The sequence below is a fragment of the Streptomyces sp. NBC_01445 genome (genome assembly GCF_035918235.1).
Lineage (GTDB): Bacteria > Actinomycetota > Actinomycetes > Streptomycetales > Streptomycetaceae > Streptomyces.
Window position 1 is genome coordinate 560,211 of the sequence record NZ_CP109485.1, and the last position, 15,341, is coordinate 575,551.

At 68.3% G+C, this 15,341-nt stretch carries 16 protein-coding genes; 5 read left to right on the forward strand and 11 right to left on the reverse strand.

The annotated features are described in order from the left end of the window. Positions 1-28 precede the first annotated feature (28 nt). Positions 29-1,567 (forward strand): sulfatase-like hydrolase/transferase, encoded by a 1,539-nt coding sequence (locus OG574_RS02830; RefSeq protein WP_442816790.1) that lies wholly within the window; start codon positions 29-31, stop codon positions 1,565-1,567. A 212-nt stretch (positions 1,568-1,779) separates the two neighbouring features. Here the strand turns inward: OG574_RS02830 and OG574_RS02835 are convergent, their stop codons facing one another. Together OG574_RS02835 and OG574_RS02840 are read right to left on the reverse strand one after the other, a co-directional pair. Next, positions 1,780-2,439: a DUF1707 SHOCT-like domain-containing protein gene (locus OG574_RS02835; protein ID WP_326771674.1), complete on the reverse strand. Its 660-nt coding sequence runs from the start codon at positions 2,437-2,439 to the stop codon at positions 1,780-1,782. Positions 2,440-2,789: 350 nt separating this feature from the next. After that, positions 2,790-3,236, reverse strand: coding sequence for a TetR-like C-terminal domain-containing protein (locus OG574_RS02840; protein WP_326771675.1), 447 nt, complete (start codon positions 3,234-3,236; stop codon positions 2,790-2,792). 218 nt (positions 3,237-3,454) lie between these two features. Here OG574_RS02840 and OG574_RS02845 point away from each other — a divergent pair, with 218 nt between their 5' ends. The 3 genes from OG574_RS02845 (at position 3,455) to OG574_RS02855 (ending at position 6,151) form a co-directional block, all read left to right on the forward strand. Continuing rightward, complete coding sequence (locus tag OG574_RS02845; RefSeq protein WP_326771676.1) at positions 3,455-4,273, forward strand: SDR family NAD(P)-dependent oxidoreductase; 819 nt, start codon at positions 3,455-3,457, stop codon at positions 4,271-4,273. Positions 4,274-4,418: 145 nt separating this feature from the next. Further along, positions 4,419-5,375, forward strand: coding sequence for an SDR family NAD(P)-dependent oxidoreductase (locus OG574_RS02850; protein WP_326771677.1), 957 nt, complete (start codon positions 4,419-4,421; stop codon positions 5,373-5,375). 203 nt (positions 5,376-5,578) lie between these two features. Continuing rightward, a complete protein-coding gene (locus tag OG574_RS02855) occupies positions 5,579-6,151 on the forward strand; it encodes a TetR/AcrR family transcriptional regulator (protein ID WP_326771678.1) in 573 nt (190 codons plus the stop codon). A 446-nt stretch (positions 6,152-6,597) separates the two neighbouring features. On the opposite strand, the gene OG574_RS02860 is transcribed toward OG574_RS02855, so the two are convergent. Then, positions 6,598-7,032, reverse strand: coding sequence for a VOC family protein (locus OG574_RS02860; protein WP_100593892.1), 435 nt, complete (start codon positions 7,030-7,032; stop codon positions 6,598-6,600). 675 nt (positions 7,033-7,707) lie between these two features. Between OG574_RS02860 and OG574_RS02865 the strand changes: the two genes are divergently transcribed. After that, positions 7,708-8,631, forward strand: coding sequence for an NADP-dependent oxidoreductase (locus OG574_RS02865; protein WP_326778344.1), 924 nt, complete (start codon positions 7,708-7,710; stop codon positions 8,629-8,631). Here the strand turns inward: OG574_RS02865 and OG574_RS02870 are convergent. The 8 genes from OG574_RS02870 to OG574_RS52645 form a co-directional block, all read right to left on the reverse strand. After that, the gene (locus OG574_RS02870; protein ID WP_326771680.1) at positions 8,561-8,881 is read right to left on the reverse strand and encodes a VOC family protein; all 321 of its coding nucleotides are present in this window, start codon (positions 8,879-8,881) and stop codon (positions 8,561-8,563) included. The genes OG574_RS02865 and OG574_RS02870 overlap by 71 nt on opposite strands. Positions 8,882-9,029: 148 nt before the next feature. Continuing rightward, entirely contained in the window at positions 9,030-10,103 is a 1,074-nt protein-coding gene (gene hypE, locus OG574_RS02875; protein WP_398377435.1) for a hydrogenase expression/formation protein HypE, read from the reverse strand. Further along, positions 10,096-11,220, reverse strand: coding sequence for a hydrogenase formation protein HypD (gene hypD, locus OG574_RS02880; protein ID WP_326771681.1), 1,125 nt, complete (start codon positions 11,218-11,220; stop codon positions 10,096-10,098). Before hypD ends, hypE begins: the two co-directional genes overlap by 8 nt. Further along, the gene (locus OG574_RS02885; RefSeq protein ID WP_326771682.1) at positions 11,217-11,537 is read right to left on the reverse strand and encodes a HypC/HybG/HupF family hydrogenase formation chaperone; all 321 of its coding nucleotides are present in this window, start codon (positions 11,535-11,537) and stop codon (positions 11,217-11,219) included. The genes hypD and OG574_RS02885 overlap by 4 nt, the downstream gene beginning before the upstream one ends. A 49-nt stretch (positions 11,538-11,586) precedes the next feature. Next, positions 11,587-13,944 (reverse strand): carbamoyltransferase HypF, encoded by a 2,358-nt coding sequence (gene hypF, locus OG574_RS02890; RefSeq protein WP_326771683.1) that lies wholly within the window; start codon positions 13,942-13,944, stop codon positions 11,587-11,589. Further along, positions 13,941-14,690 carry a hydrogenase nickel incorporation protein HypB gene (gene hypB / locus OG574_RS02895; protein ID WP_326771684.1) on the reverse strand — a complete coding sequence of 250 codons (750 nt, stop codon included), beginning with the start codon at positions 14,688-14,690 and terminating at the stop codon, positions 13,941-13,943. The genes hypF and hypB overlap by 4 nt, the downstream gene beginning before the upstream one ends. Before the next feature lie 3 nt (positions 14,691-14,693). Further along, complete coding sequence (locus OG574_RS02900) at positions 14,694-15,092, reverse strand: hydrogenase maturation nickel metallochaperone HypA/HybF (protein ID WP_326771685.1); 399 nt, start codon at positions 15,090-15,092, stop codon at positions 14,694-14,696. Between the two features lie 134 nt (positions 15,093-15,226). Beyond that, on the reverse strand, positions 15,227-15,331 hold the full coding sequence (locus OG574_RS52645; protein WP_383089476.1) for a DUF6893 family small protein: 105 nt from the start codon (positions 15,329-15,331) through the stop codon (positions 15,227-15,229). Positions 15,332-15,341: the final 10 nt, after the last annotated feature.

Genomic DNA, 15,341 nt, shown 5'->3' on the forward strand with positions numbered 1-15,341 from the left:
CGACGAGCACCTGAAAGAGACAGCGAAGATGACCGAGAAGATGACTGAAAAGACGACCGAGAAGATGGCTGAGAAGCCCAATATCCTCTTCCTGATGACCGATCAGCATCGGATCGACACCCTCGGCTGCTACGGGAACGACATCGTTCGCACCCCGAATCTCGACCGGATCGCCGGCGACGGCGCGCGGCTCGACCGCTGTTACACCCCGACGGCCATCTGCACACCGGCCCGCGCCAGCCTGCTCACCGGCCTGCACCCGTTCCGGCACCAGCTGTTGGCCAACTACGAGTGGAACAGCGGTGGCCGCGAGGAACTTCCGGACGGTCTGCCCATCCTGTCGCGGGAACTCAGGTCGGCCGGCTACAACGTCGGGCATGTGGGCAAGTGGCACGTCGGACGCGACCGGGGGCCGGAATACTACGGGCACGACGCCGAACATCTTCCCGGCGCCGTCAACGGCACGAACCTTCCGGGCTACCTCAACTGGCTCGACCGCACGGGCCAGGTGAAGCCCCAGGTCCAGGACGCCGCCCACGGTGTCCTCCCCGACGGGTCACCGGGCCATCTCATCGCGGGCCGCCTCGACCAGCCGACCGAGGCGTCGTTCGAGCAGTTCCTGACCGATCGGGCGCTTGACACGTTGCGCGGCTATGTCTCCGACCACCAGGACAGCGGAAAACCGTTCTACCTCGCGTGCCAGTACTTCGGTCCACACCTTCCCTACCTGGTTCCGGACAAGTACTACGACATGTACGACCCCGCCGACGTCATCCTCCCCGCGTCGATGGCGGAGACCTTCGCCGGCAAACCCGAGGTTCAGGAGCGGTACAACGAGTACTGGTCCGCCGACCATTTCAGTGCCGACGAGTGGCGCAAGTTGATCGCCGTGTACTGGGGTTACGTCACGATGATCGACGACCAGATCGGCAGGCTGCTCGACGTCCTGGACGATGCCGGGCTCTATGCGAGCACGGCGATCATGTTCACAGCCGACCACGGCGAATTCACCGGTGCCCACCGTCTCAACGACAAGGGACCCGCGATGTACGAGGACATCTACCGGATTCCCGGCCTCATACGCATACCGGGGGCCCAACCGACCGCGGTCGGGCAGTTCACCTCACTCATCGACTTCACCGCCACGATCCGCGACCTCGCGGGCATCACACCCGACATACCGGGAGACGGCCAGAGCTTGCTCCCGCTGGTGCACGGCGAAGAGCCGACGGATTGGCGTCGGCACATCCTCGCCGAGTTCCACGGCCATCACTTCCCCTACCCGCAGCGGATGATCCGCACCGATCGCTACAAGCTGGTCTGGAACCCGGAGAGCGTCAACGAGCTGTACGACCTCGAAGAAGACCCTCACGAGTTGCTCAACGTCTACCCGTCCCCGAATTACCGTTCCGTGCGGCGGGAGCTGAGCCAATCGCTGTACACGGAACTCCGCGAACGCGGGGACATGTTCTACCGGTGGATGCACTTCATGGCTGATCTCGACCGGACCGACCGAGACCCCGCCGACACAGGCGCACAGCCCCAGCGCCGCCCCGTGGTGTCATAGCCGAGCACGTTGGCGGTCACTGCGTCCCGTCCGAGATCCGCTGAGCCCGGTCGCTGGTTCCGACAATGCCCGGCAAGGCCGCCGGAATGGCACTGCCGTTGTGTGGCTGCCCCGGCGAGTCGGCTTCCAGCGGCCGCACCCGCAGCACCCGAACATCGCTCAGCTGAAGGAAACCTCAGCGACCGCCCCGTCGGCAGTCCACAACGATCGAGTCAATTACCTGGAGAAAGGGACGTAGGCCTGCGCAGCAGCCACTGCCCGAACGTCCGACGCGGGGGCCGCACCACCACGCGGCCGTGGGCCTTCTGACCAGCCAACTCCACTCGCAGAGTGACCGGCGTATCAGGATTCGTCGGCGTGTGACGGTACTTGACCCTGCTGTGCACCAGCTGCAGAGCATCAATATCGACCACGATGCCCGGCCTCGTGACCAGCGTCAGGGTCTTCCCCGTCATACCCACGTCGATCCGCAAGGTGTCGTGCGTGATCACGGCGTCAGTGAAGTCGAGCATCACCTCGCAGTACGTCACCGCGAGCTCGAGCCTCCGCGGCACCACCCAGCGCCCCACGCGCTCGACGGCGCCGCTGTGGACCTGTTCGATCCGAACTACGTCCTTGACCTCTGCTCCAGTCCCGCCGGCCGTAGCCGATGCGGGCGGCAGGTCGGCGGTGACCGCGGCCAGTTCGCTCAAGGTCCGCGCCGACAGGGCGACTTCCAGGCGCTCGTCCAACTCGTCCGCGGTCAGCAGGCCGTCCCCCGCCGCGATACGCAGCACATCCACCACCCGGTCCCGGTCCGCGTGAGAGGCCCGCAGCTCGGGCGGCGAGCCGGGGCCGGAGCGCTTCCCGGTGGGCGAAATCTCTCCCGACATGCTTCCGTCCTGGTCCTGTCGAACGTCTCCGCGCGACGCGGGCTGCGGCGCAATCAGAAGACTAACGCTATATCGCGACAGGGTCTCGGCTAGGCCTCATCACGGGTGAGGATGGTCAGCGCCATTCCACGGCACGCGACACCCATCATGCCGAGGCCCGGTCGCGACAACAACCGTATCCCCGGGGCCAGTTCATACCGTTCCCCGGGGCCTCCGCTTCCTCCCGAAATCCATGAGCCCAGCGCAGGCTGATCGCTGGGCCGGCTCCCGCGGGGCGCCTGACCACACCGTTTTCCAGGCCACGGCACCCCCGGGCCGTAATCGGTTGGATGGGCACCTCTCGGCCTGGCTCAGGTCCACCACGCGGGAGCGCAGGCCAGGGCGGCGTCAACGAGGTCGCCCTTGGCGACAGCATCGTCGGCCATCCACGCCCGGATGGCGCCGGCGAAGCCATGGGCCACGAACTGGGCGATCACCTCGCGGTTCGCCCCCGGGAGCGCCGGATGCGCGCGGCGGTCCATGAAGGCCATGGCATCGTGCGCGAAGTGGCTCACCAGCGCCTTGTAGACGCCGCGGTCCGCCGGATCTCCGAGCGACTGCTCGCCCACCCCCGCGAAGCGCTCCACGTGGTCGACCACCTCATCGACAGCCGTCCGAACCCTCCGCTCGGCCGAGAGGCCACCCTGGGCGTGCCGGCGCTCTTCGAGTTCGCGCCCGCGGTCCAGATCGGCATCGAGCACCTGGATCAACAGCTCCAGAGGGCTGCTGGAGTGCTTGTAGAAGGTGGCCCTGGTCACGCCGGCCCGGTCGGCCAGCTCGGCGACCGCGACGCACCCGAGGGGACGCAGGCGCTCGACGGCTGGCAGCCGGCCGTCGGATTCCCCCCCACGGAGAGCACCCAGACCCCAGCCAAATATTCATGGGCAAGTCTATTTTTAGATGAGTCTACGTTTTGCGCTACAGTGGAATCGGCCCCGGAGGTCAGTTCCGGAAGGCCGGTCCCGAAGGAGACACCATGAGCAAGGTCTGGTTCATCACCGGTACGTCCCGCGGCCTCGGCCGCTCGTTCGCCGAGTCGGCCCTGGAGCGCGGGGACAGGGTTGCCGCGACCGCCAGGAACGTGGCGTCGCTGGACGATCTGGTCACCAAGTACGGCGACGACGCGGTTCTGCCCCTGGCTCTCGACGTGACAGACAAGGCAGGCGTCGCCACCGCGGTGGCCGTCGCGCACGAGAAGTTCGGCCGCCTCGACGTGGTCGTCAACAACGCCGGCTACGGCCTGTTCGGCATGATCGAGGAGGTCACCGAACAGCAGCTGCGCGACCAGATGGAGACGAACCTCTTCGGCGCGTTCTGGGTCACCCAGGCCGTACTGCCGATCATGCGCGCCCAGGGCAGCGGCCACATCGTGCAGATTTCGTCCGTCGGCGGCGTCGCCGCCTTCCCTTCTCTCGGCGGATACCATGCCTCCAAGTGGGCCCTCGAGGGATTCAGCGAAGCTCTCGCCCAGGAGGTCGCCGGCGCGGGGATCAAGGTCACCGTGGTCGAGCCGGGCGGCTTCAGCACCGACTGGGCCGGCTCCTCCGGCGTACACGCAGACCCGAACCCCGCCTATGACCAGGTCCGCGAGGCCATCGGGGCCCGCCTCGGCGACGCCCGGTACGCCGAGGCTTCCGACGCCGGGGCCGCATTGCTTCGGATCGTCGACGCGGAGAACCCGCCGCTGCGGGTGCTGTTCGGCACCGAGCCGATCGAGATCCTCGAGCCCATTTACGCCCAGCGTCTGCAGACGTGGGCCGACTGGCAAGACGTGTCCCGGATCGCGCAGGGCTGAGCGGGCGCGCCGCGCTGCGTCACGTACGACGCCCAGCCCGGCGCCGTTTCAGTTGGCTACGAACAACATCCACCACACGCACACCCGAGGCTCCGGCCACGCACCGCACGCCCCTCGGTTCCCTCACCTGCAGGAGACACCCCCCATGACCGCACCGCAGACGCCCCGCACCTTCGGGGCCACCACTACCGCCGCCGAGATCCTCGACGGCGTCGACCTGCACGGCCGCCGGGCCGTCGTGACCGGAGCCAGTTCCGGAATCGGCGTGGAGACGGTCCGGGCGCTCGCCGCGGCGGGTGCCGACGTCACGCTGGCCGTGCGGAACACCGACGCGGGCGCGCGCGTGACCGAGCGTCTGGAAGCCGAACTACCCTCCGGCTCGGGGAAGTTGACCGTGGGACGGCTCGACCTCGCCGACCGCTCGACGGTCACAAAGTTCGTATCGGCCTGGGACGGCCCGCTGCACATCCTCGTGAACAACGCCGGACTGATGGCCCCGCCGGAGCTCGCCCGCACCCCTGAAGGGCGCGAGATGCAGTTCGGCGTCAACCACCTGGGGCACTTCGCCCTCGCTGTCGGACTCCACCCGGCGCTGGCGGCGGCCGGCGGAGCCCGGGTCGTCTCGGTGAGTTCCATCGGCCATCTCTTCTCGCCGGTGGTCTTCGACGACCTGGACTACCGTTTCCGCCCTTACGACCCGTGGACCTCCTACGGGCAGTCGAAGACGGCCAACGCCCTGTTCGCCGCCGGCGCCGCCGAGCGCTGGGCCGACGACGGCATCACCGCCAACGCGCTGATGCCGGGCAACATCGCCGACACGTCACTGGCCCGGCACATGGACATGCAGCAGGTGGCCGACTTCATCGCCTCGGGCGAACTCGCCCTGCCGCCGGGCAAGACGGTGGAGCAGGGCGCCGCGACCTCGGTCCTGATGGCCGCCTCTCCGACAGTGGAGGGCATCACCGGCCGCTACTTCGAGGACTGCGCGGAGGCGAAGCCGGTAACTCAGCGGGCCGGCACCGTCGCGGGTGTCGCGCCGTACGCACTCGACCCCGACAACGCGGCTCGCCTGTGGGCGGTGTCCGAGGCTTTCGTCCGCTAGCGCTCCACGCTGCCCGCCACGACCACGCCACGAGCAATGGGCCGCCCTGCTGCGCCGTCACGCTTGCCTCCGCCCCCGTGCGGTCCCGGAGACCGAACAGAAAGAGTCAGAGAGCACGCCGCCACCCTGAAGCATGGATGCATCCAAACATATATTCGTCCACGAACAGCCATAGAATGGAGCCAGGAAGAGAAAGAGGATGCATGAACCTGCGGGAGCGCAAGAAACTGGCGACCTGGCGCGCCATCCGGACCGCTGCGTTGCAGCTGTTCGAAGAGCAGGGCTACGAGACCACGACCGTCGAGCAGATCGTGGCCGCGGCGAATGTCTCGCGCGCCACCTTCTTCAACTACTTCGCCGGCAAGGAAGCCGTGGTCTTCGACCAGGACTCCGAGGAGCGGGGCGCCTGGCAGACCCTCATGGACGACCGGCCCGCGGACGAGCCGCTGTGGGAATCGCTGACCGCAATCCTGACCGGGTTCCTCGAAAGCCTGCGCGACCGCATGCCCCTGCAGCGCCGCCTGAAGGCCCAGTCACCGGCCCTCGCTCAGTCGGGCCAGAACTTCGGCGAGGCGTTCTTCACCGAACTGAGGAAGTGGGTGTCATCCCGTGCCACCCCCGCCGACGAGCTCACCGCGACCCTGCAGGTGAACCTCGCACTGGCCGCCGCCATTACCGCCTACGACACCTGGCCCGATGACGAGCCCTTCGACGGGTTCCTGCAACGCCTCGAGCAGTGCCTCCGCGAGGGGCGGCCTGTCGTGGCCACCGGCTGAAGGTCCCGCCGGGGCCACGACGGCGTCCAGCGCGGTGGCTGCTTGCAGAACCGGCGCCAGCCTCAGCAGCGGGAACGCCGTCGCCGGGACTTGCGAGTGCTCGCGCATGTGGCAGCTGTAGCGGAACGCGCCGAGCGCGTGGAGAAGGCCCGGTGTACGAAGGCAGCCGGTCATGGTCATCGCGCTGACCGATGGAGCGCGATGGCAACCAGGCACAAACCCAAGTCCCCAAGTTGCGGAACGACTTCGGGCCCCGCACCACGCCGCCGTGGGCCGAATTGGCGGAAGGGCTGATTGCCCAGCACCGGGCGCCACTGGCCTACAGCGACGACCTGGCACCCGGCGACTGGGATGTGGCCGTGCACCACATGCTCAACCCATCCCGCGGCGACCTCGACGACAAGCACGGTGACGCCGCCTCTCCACCTTGCCCTCTCGGAGCATGCTCAGTCGAGGCAGAACTCGTTGCCCTCGATGTCCTGCATCCCGAGGCACGACTCGTTGTACTCATCGGCAAGCAGGAGTTGCCCGCGTACCGCGCCGAGCGGGACCAGACGTGCGCACTCGGCCTCCAGTGCGGCGAGGCGCTCTTCACCCACGAGCCCGGTGCCGACCCGCACGTCAAGATGCACCCGGTTCTTGACAACTTTGCCTTCGGGAACGCGCTGGAAGTACATTCGCGGGCCCACGCCTGAGGGATCCATGCAGACAAACCCTGAACCCTGACGCTCAGGCGGCAGCGAGCGATTGTAATCGTCCCAAGTAGCAAACCCCTCGGGCGCCGGCGGTACGACGTACCCCAACACCTCGCACCAAAAACGAGCGACGCGCTCAGGATCCGCGCAGTCGAAGGTGACTTGGAACTTCTTGATCGATGACATCGGCGCACCATAGCAGGGGGACGCTGTTGCTCATCTCCCGGTTGGCATAGGCACGTTGACGGGGATGGTCCTTGAGAGCCGCTGCCGTGCCGTGCGGTCACAGAGGGTGATCCGATGTCGATGCCTCCGAGGGGTTGCCCGTCGTTCGGGACCATACGGCGGCCACGGCCCTCACCGTGCTTTCCGGGGGCAGCCTGCCGACGCAGCGCAGCCCCAACACGACGGCCATGAGCGCCACGGCCCGCCTCCCCGGCCGCGCCCGGCGGGCAGCTCCGGCCCGGTGCCGGTCAGCTGGGCGGTCAGGACCTGACCGGGCTGCCGGACGGGGCGCTGAGAGAGCCGGGACTGGTGACGATCAACGGTGGGGCGGGGATGGGGAAGTCACAGTTGGCGCTCCGGGGCGTTCGCGGCGGTGATTGGCCAGGATTCAGCGCAATGTGCTGCGCCGATCTGTGGCCATTGCAGAGGGACTAGATGCTGACGCCGTCGGCGCGGACGCGCTGGACTTGTCGGACCACACATCGCTCACGTTGATCGAGGCGGTGTGCCACTGGATCGGGCGCCGGCGCGTTCTCCGCCGGGCGTGTGGTGCTGACTCGGGTCCGGCAGACGAGGGTGGCAGGCTGTCCATGCGGGGCAACCCGCGACACCTCGGGGTCGAGATCGGAGTGAATGATGAGGGCAGTCCGTTTCAGCAGGTTCGGTGGCCCGGAGGTTCTGGAGATCGTGGATCTGCCCGATCCGCATCCGGGTCCGGGCGAGGTCCGGATCGCGGTGCGCGCAGCCGGCATCAACGCGAGCGACTGGAAGAAGCGCAAGGGCCTGATGGATGAGGAACTCCCGCAGACTCTGGGCTACGAGGCGGCGGGCATCGTCGACGAGCTGGGCGACGGCGTTACGGACGTGGTCGTCGGCGACCGCGTGTTCGGCTTCTCCTCCGAGGGGGCGGCCCAGGCAGAGCTGGCGGTGCTGTCGTACTACGCGCCGATCCCGCCGTCGCTCGACTTCCCCGGCGCTGCCGCGCTGCCGGCCGCCAACGAGACGGCCATGCGCGCGCTCGACCAGCTCGGCGTAGTGAGCGGCAGTACGCTGCTGATCAATGGCGCTTCCGGAAGCGTCGGCAGCGCCGCGGTTCAGTTCGCCGTGGTGCGCGGTGCGCGCGTGATCGGGACCGCGAGTCCGTCGAACCATGAATATCTTCGCTCGCTAGGGGCCGAGCCCGTGGCCTACGGCGAGGGCCTCGTCGACCGGGTTCACGCACTCGCGCCCGAAGGCGTCGATCTCGCACTCGACGTGGCCGGGAGCGGCATCCTGCCCGAGCTCATCGGGCTCGCGGGCGGCCCGGAGCATGTCGTGACGATCGCCGACTTCACCGGCGCTCAGGAGCACGGGGTGACATTCAGCCGGGGGGACACCGGCCGTGCGGTCCATGTGCTCGGCGAGATCGGCGAGTTGATCGATTCCGGGAGCTTCTCACTCCCCGTCGTGCAGACCTTCCCGCTCGCCGAAATCGCCAAGGCACACCGGGTCAGCGAGGACGGCCACGTGCGCGGGAAGCTCGTGCTGGTGATCGACCCTCCAACGCGCGGCTCCAGGTGAAACCCAACTCCTGCGCCTCCGCGTAGACGGAGTCGACGTCGTTCGTGAGCACGGAGACGGCCGAGTCCGCGGATGAGGTGGCGTCACGCGTGGCGAGCTGGATGCTCGCCCCCGTCTCGGGAGACGTGTACCGGGCCACCCACCCCATGTTGAACTCCTCGGTGCGCAGCCCGAGGTAGTCGGCGTAGAAGCCCTTCGCCGTGTCGACGTCGGCTACATGGAGGTTGGCGATGATGCGGTTCGCGCGCATGTGTTTCTCCTGTCCCCGCCAGGCGGTGCCCTCGGCGGCACGGCTGCCATGTCCACCGCGACGGTGCGGCCCTGCGGCGGTGCTCAGCCGGGGCACCGCCGCCCACATCCAGGCTCCGTCGCACCGCCTGTCCGAACTGCTCCGATCGTCAGCAGATCCGGGGGAGTTGTTCGCCGATCGGCAGGTCGACGACGCGTGTGCCGCCCAGGCCTGTGCGGGCCACCACCATGCCCGGATGCTCCGCGACGGCCTCGCCGATCACTCGCGCGTTCGCACCCAGTGGATGTGCGCGCATCGCATCGAGGACGGCGTCCGCGTGTTCGCGCGGAACGAACGCCACGAGTTTGCCCTCATTGGCCACGTAGAGGGGGTCGAGACCCAGGATCGCGCACGCGTTGGCCACGGCAGGCGGGACAGGCACGTCACCTTCCCGGATGACGACGCCGGCGCCGGAGGCGACCGCGATCTCGTTGAGCGCGGCGGCCAGTCCGCCCCGGGTGGGGTCGCGCAGCACGTGGAGGTCCGGCGTTACGGCAAGCATGCAGTCCACCAGGCCGCCCAGCGCCGCACAGTCACTCTCGATCTCGACACCGAATTCCAGACCCTCACGCACGCTCATGATCGCGACTCCGTGAACGCCGATGTCACCGCTGACGATGACGACGTCGCCGGGGACGACACGCTGGGGGCGGATGTCCACGCCTGACGGGATGAGCCCGATCCCGGCGGTGTTGATGAAGACACCGTCTCCGTGACCGCTTTCGACGACCTTCGTGTCACCGGTCACCACCTCGACTCCCGCGCGCCGTGCGGCCGCGCCGAGGGTCTCGGCGACCCGAGCCACGACGGACATCTCGACACCCTCTTCCAGGATGAAGCCGCAGGACAGGTAGGCGGCCCGTGCGCCGCTCATGGCGAGGTCGTTGACGGTGCCGTTGACCGCGAGGTCGCCGATGCTGCCGCCCGGGAAGAACAGGGGCCGCACCACGTAGGAATCGGTGGAGAACGCCATCCGGACACCGCCGAGGGAGATGGCGGCGGAGTCGCCGAGCTGCGACAGCGTCTCGCCGCCGAAGGCGGGTGCGAAGATGTGCTGCACCAGTTCGGCGGACAGGGCCCCTCCCCCGCCGTGTCCCATCACCACCCTCGGATGATCACGCAATGCGACCGGGCAGGTCCATGCGGTCGGGTCCACGGCTGTGAGTCGGGTGGTCTCAGGCAACGGGGCTCGCCTCCAGCGGTGCGGTGGTGATGTCGAGGCGTCGGTACAGGTAGTAGGCGGCACACGCACCCTCGCTCGAGACCATCGTGGCTCCGAGTGGGTTGCGCGGTGTGCAGGTGGTGCCGAATGCGGCGCACTCGTTCGGCTTCAGCAAGCCCTGCAGAACTTCGCCGCTGCGGCACTCCGCGGGTTCACGGGTGTCGATGCCGGCCACCGAGAATCGGTGCTCGGCGTCGAAGTCGCGGTACCGGGAGGAGAGCCGCCAGCCGCTGTCCGGGATGACACCGATGCCGCGCCAGGCCCGGTCGGTGCCCTCGAAGACGTCCGCCAGCATGGCCTGGGCCGCGGGATTTCCCTCGGGCCGGACGGCGCGCGGATAAGCGTTGTCGACCGTGTGCTCACCCCGCTCCAGTTGCAGCACGGTCCGGCGTACGCCTTCCAGAATGTCGAGAGGTTCGAAGCCGGTGACCACGATCGGAACGCGATAACGGTCCGCGAGTTCGGGATACTCGCCGATGCCCATCACGCTGCAGACATGTCCGGCGGCGAGGAATCCCTGGACCCGGCAGTTCGGGGACTGCATGATGGCCTCGATCGCCGGCGGGACCCGCACGTGCGACACCAGGAGACTGAAGTTCCTGATGCCCAGCTTGCGTGCCTGATAGACCGTCATGGCGTTGGGCGGGGCGGTCGTTTCGAAGCCGATGCCGAAGAACACCACTTCCCGGTCGGGGTTCTGCTGGGCGATGTGCAGAGCGTCCAGCGGCGAGTACACGACGCGCACGTCGCCGCCCTCACCGCGCACCTGGAAGAGGTCTCGCCCGGTGCCCGGCACCCGCAGCATGTCACCGAAGGAGCAGAAGATCACTCCCGGCCGGGAGGCGATCTCGAGAGCCTTGTCGATGACCTCGAGCGGGGTGACGCACACGGGACACCCCGGCCCGTGAATCAACTCCACCTGATCGGGCAGGAGTTGATCGATTCCATGCCGGATGATGGTGTGCGTCTGTCCGCCGCACACTTCCATGAGGGCCCATGGCCTTGTCACCACGGAGTGGATGTCGTCGAGCAGACGCCGCGCCAGGTCCGGATCCTGGAACTCGTCGAGGTACTTCACTGTTGGGCCTCCTGTGGAACTTCCTCGTTGTCGGCCCACTGAGGTCCGCTTGCTTCGGCCGCAAGCTCCCACGGGTCGCCGAACTCCTCCTGGAGCATGCCGAGATTCTCGAAGAGCTCCAGCGTCTGCCTTGCCGATTCCTCGTCCAGTTTCTGGAGCGCGAATCCCACATGGACGATGGCGTATTCGCCCACCTGAAGGTCCGGCAGGTACTCCAGGCACACCTCCTTGACCACGCCGCCGAAGTCGACGGTGGCCATGCGGGTGCCGTCTCGATCCTCGATTTCCGTCACTCTCCCGGGTACCGCCAGGCACATGGGGACTCTCCTCGCTGTGGTGGTCCGATCCGGCTTGCCGACTGCGGTGTCATACTGCGATTGCACGCCCCGCGATCATCAACTGACCGAGCGCCAGCCCCCCGTCGTTCGGCGGGACTTCGCCGGCACGCAGCACTGTGAATCCGTCCTCCCCGAGCCCCCGTGCGCAAGCCGAGGACAGCAGGACGTTGGCGAACACACCACCGGTCAGGACGACAGTGGCCGTGCCGTACCGATCGCGCGCCACCGCACAGATCCGGCGCACGAGATCTGCTGCCGCAGCATGGAAGCGGGCCGCGACGACCTCCGGCTCCGCGCCTGCGCGAACGTCCTCGACCACGGCTCTCACCACAGGCCCGGGGTCGGCAGTCATCGGCTCCGACGTTTCCGGGCTCAGCGCGAATCGGTAGCCGGCGCCGTCTCCGTCCACGGCCGCCCGCAGCGCGGCAGCCTCCAGCTCGATGGCGGCCTGCGCCTCGTATCCCACCAGGTGACACACACCTGCCAGGGATGAGACGGCGTCGAAGAGCCGGCCCATGCTCGACGTCGGCACACAGTTCAGACTCCGCTCCAACTGCCGTGCCAGTACCCGCCGTTCGTCATGCGGGCAGGCGATCACACTGGGCAGGTCGTCCGTCCATTCGATGCCCGCCTCCCGGAGATGCGCGAGCGCCATCCGGTACGGGCGGCTCACGGCGGCGTCGCCGCCCGGCAGGGGGACGTACGCCAGATGCCCAAGACGCCGGGACGTGTCGTAATCCGCCAGCAGGATCTCGCCGCCCCACACCGCCCCGTCGTCGCCGTATCCCGTGCCGTCGAATGCGATGCCGATGACAGGCTCGGTGCCGTCCAGGCCGTGCTCGGCCATGACCGCGGCGACATGAGCGTGATGGTGCTGCACCCGTACGACCCGGCGGGAGTTCGCGTGCCGTTCGGCCCACTGCCCGGATCGGTAACCGGGGTGCCGGTCCGACGCCAGCACTCCGGGCTCCACACCTGTGATCGTCTCCAACTGCCGCTCTGCGCGCGCGAAGGCGTGCTGCGTCTGGAGGTCGTCCATGTCTCCGATGTGCGCGGACAGCCAGGCCCTCCCGCCTTCGCCGAGGCAGAACGTGTTCTTGAGGTCACCCCCCACCGCGAGCGACGGCCTGACGGGCACCGGCAGGGAGACCGGCAGCGGGGCGTAGCCACGAGCGCGGCGTACCGTCATCCGTTCCCCGTCGCACACGCGCACCACGGAGTCGTCGCAGGGCACGTGGATGGGGCGGTCGTGGGTGAGCCACGCGTCGGCCAGCGGCGCCAGCCGCTCCAATGCCTCGGCGTCGTCGGTGACGATGGGCTCACCGGCCACGTTGCCGCTCGTCATCACCAGCACTCGCGGCCCGTCCGGGTCCCCGGGCAGGCCGAGCAGCAGGTGGTGCACGGGGGTGTACGGAAGCATGACCCCCAGATCGGGACTGCCCGGTGCCACCGCGTCCGAGAGTCGAAGATCCCCTGACGGAGCTTCAATTCGGCCTCTCAGCAGGACAATCGGCCGGGCTCTACCAGTGAGAAGGGTCCGCTCGGGGGGACTGATGCGCACCAGGTGCTCGATGTCGGCGAGGCGCTTCACCATCACCGCGAACGGCTTGTCGCCCCGTCCCTTGCGGCTGCGCAGCGCGGCCACGGCCTGGGAGTTCTCGGCGTCGCAAGCGAGGTGGTAGCCGCCGATGCCCTTGACGGCGAGGATGGCGCCGGCGGCCAGGAGGGCGCGTGCCTCGTGGATCGGGTCGACGTCGGTATCGGGTCGGGGCGACCCGTACACAAGGCTCAGGCGCGGGCCGCAGGAACGGCAGGAGACGGGCTGGGCGTGGAATCGGCGGTCTGCCGGGTCCGTGTACTCGCTTGTGCATTCGGCACACATCGGGAAGCCGGCCATGGTGGTGTGCGCACGGTCGTAAGGGAGACCGGTGACGATGGTGAAGCGCGGCCCGCAGTGTGTGCACGTGATGAACGGGTGACGGTGCCGACGGTCGCCGGGGTCGGTCATTTCGGCGAGGCACGCGGCACAGGTGGCCGTGTCAGGGGAGACGAGTGTGCGTGACGATCCCTGCGACCGCGAGGCGACGATGGCGAATCCGCTGCCACCCGTGAGGGGGACCTGCTCGTGTTCCACGGACTCCACCAGGGCCAGTGGCGGGGCCTGTTGAGCGATCCGGTCGCAGAACCGGGCGACGGCGGAGTGATCTCCCTCGACCTCGGCGACGACACCGTCCTCGGTGTTCGTCACGTGCCCTGCCAGCTCCAGCGACGTGGCCAGGGTGTACAGGAACGGACGGAACCCGACACCCTGTACGACACCTCGTACGGTGACGCGACGGCGCTGAACCGCCTGGGCGACGGCCGGGCCGGGCTGAAGTGTGCTCACAGGAGGGGCCGCGTCATGACGACATCGTCCACGTGATCGTGATGGTGGTGCTCGTGCGGCTGTGCGGCCATGACCGGTTCGTGGACGGCCCCGCCGTCCGCAACCGCGAGGGCACGATCGAGCAACTCCCCCACGCCGCTGCCCCGTCGGGCCGACGTCAGGACCACCTCCACTCCGGGGTTGACCTGCTCGACGTGCGCGCGGAAGGCCTCCTCGTCGAACTCGACGGCTTCGGCGATGTCGGCCTTGGTGACCACGACCAGGTGCGCGAGGCCGAAGGCAGTGGGGTACTTCAGAGGCTTGTCCTCGCCTTCGGTGACTGACGCGAGGACGACCCGAAGGTCCTCTCCGAGGTCGTAGGAGGCCGGGCAGACCAGATTCCCGACGTTTTCCACGAACAGCAGGCGGGTGGCTTCCGGCAGCCAGCCTTCCAGGTGCCGCCCGAGCATCGAGGCTTCGAGGTGGCACAGCCCGTCGGTGAGCACCTGCTTGACCGGCACGCCCGACCGGGCCAGTCGTCTGGCGTCGTTCTCGGTGGCGAGGTCGGCGGTCAGCGCGGCGGTCGGCACTCCGCGCTCACGCGCGCGCAGGAGTTCGCGTTCCAGCAGGGCCGTCTTCCCGCTTCCGGGGCTGGACAGCAGATTGATCATCGTGGTGCCGCGGCCCGCGAGTTCGGCGCGTAGAGCATGTGCGGTCGCGTCGTTCTTGGCGAGCACCGCCTGGTGCAGGTCCACGGTTCGGCACATGTCTCAGCGCTCCTCGGAGATCGGTTCGCAGGTTCGTTGGCGGGCGGTCGGCTCTTCCTCCCAGCGCACGCTGACGATCTGCAGCTCTCGGCCCGCCAGCAGCTCGGGCGTCGGCTCACCGCAGCGCGGACAGCACAGCCGCGGCGGCATGCCCACCGCCCATTCGTCGGCACAAGGTGAGCAACGTGCCCGGCCGGGCACGGACTCGGTGACAAGTTCAGCCCCCTCAAGGAGGGTTTCGGCGCAGGCGAGTTCGAAGCAGAAGGACAGGGCGTCCGGGACGACTCCGGCGAGCTCGCCGACCTGTAGTCGCACCGAACTGACCGCGGTGACGCCGCCGTTCAGTTCCGCCGCCTCTTGCACCTGGCCGACGACAGCCATGGCGATGGACATCTCGTGCATCGGTCTCCGTCCCGGCAGAGGCCGATCGTGGGGCGGCCATTGCGCTCGGCTCCATTACAGGGGGCCCGCTGCCGAGCGACCACGGGGCTCGCCGACTCCCCTGCCCGGGTGCACCGTTCGGCGCAAGCAGGCCGTTACATGCTTCTCATACGCAGGTAGCGCTGGACGTCGGGCATGAACTGCCGAGCCAGCGCAGCGAGCGCGACGACGGCGATGGCCCCGATCACGGACTTCTTCATGAACCTCTCC

Bases quoted from the DNA above. Each gene is read 5' to 3' on its own strand.
- OG574_RS02855 (WP_326771678.1), top strand. From the start codon at position 5,579: ATGAACCTGCGGGAGCGCAAGAAACTGGCGACCTGGCGCGCCATCCGG.
- OG574_RS02900 (WP_326771685.1), bottom strand. From the start codon at position 15,092: ATGCACGAGATGTCCATCGCCATGGCTGTCGTCGGCCAGGTGCAAGAG.
- OG574_RS02885 (WP_326771682.1), bottom strand. From the start codon at position 11,537: ATGTGCCTGGCGGTACCCGGGAGAGTGACGGAAATCGAGGATCGAGAC.
- OG574_RS02860 (WP_100593892.1), bottom strand. From the start codon at position 7,032: ATGTCATCGATCAAGAAGTTCCAAGTCACCTTCGACTGCGCGGATCCT.
- OG574_RS02870 (WP_326771680.1), bottom strand. From the start codon at position 8,881: ATGCGCGCGAACCGCATCATCGCCAACCTCCATGTAGCCGACGTCGAC.
- OG574_RS02835 (WP_326771674.1), bottom strand. From the start codon at position 2,439: ATGTCGGGAGAGATTTCGCCCACCGGGAAGCGCTCCGGCCCCGGCTCG.
- hypB (WP_326771684.1), bottom strand. From the start codon at position 14,690: ATGTGCCGAACCGTGGACCTGCACCAGGCGGTGCTCGCCAAGAACGAC.
- OG574_RS02830 (WP_442816790.1), top strand. From the start codon at position 29: ATGACCGAGAAGATGACTGAAAAGACGACCGAGAAGATGGCTGAGAAG.
- OG574_RS52645 (WP_383089476.1), bottom strand. From the start codon at position 15,331: ATGAAGAAGTCCGTGATCGGGGCCATCGCCGTCGTCGCGCTCGCTGCG.
- OG574_RS02865 (WP_326778344.1), top strand. From the start codon at position 7,708: ATGAGGGCAGTCCGTTTCAGCAGGTTCGGTGGCCCGGAGGTTCTGGAG.
- OG574_RS02850 (WP_326771677.1), top strand. From the start codon at position 4,419: ATGACCGCACCGCAGACGCCCCGCACCTTCGGGGCCACCACTACCGCC.
- OG574_RS02845 (WP_326771676.1), top strand. From the start codon at position 3,455: ATGAGCAAGGTCTGGTTCATCACCGGTACGTCCCGCGGCCTCGGCCGC.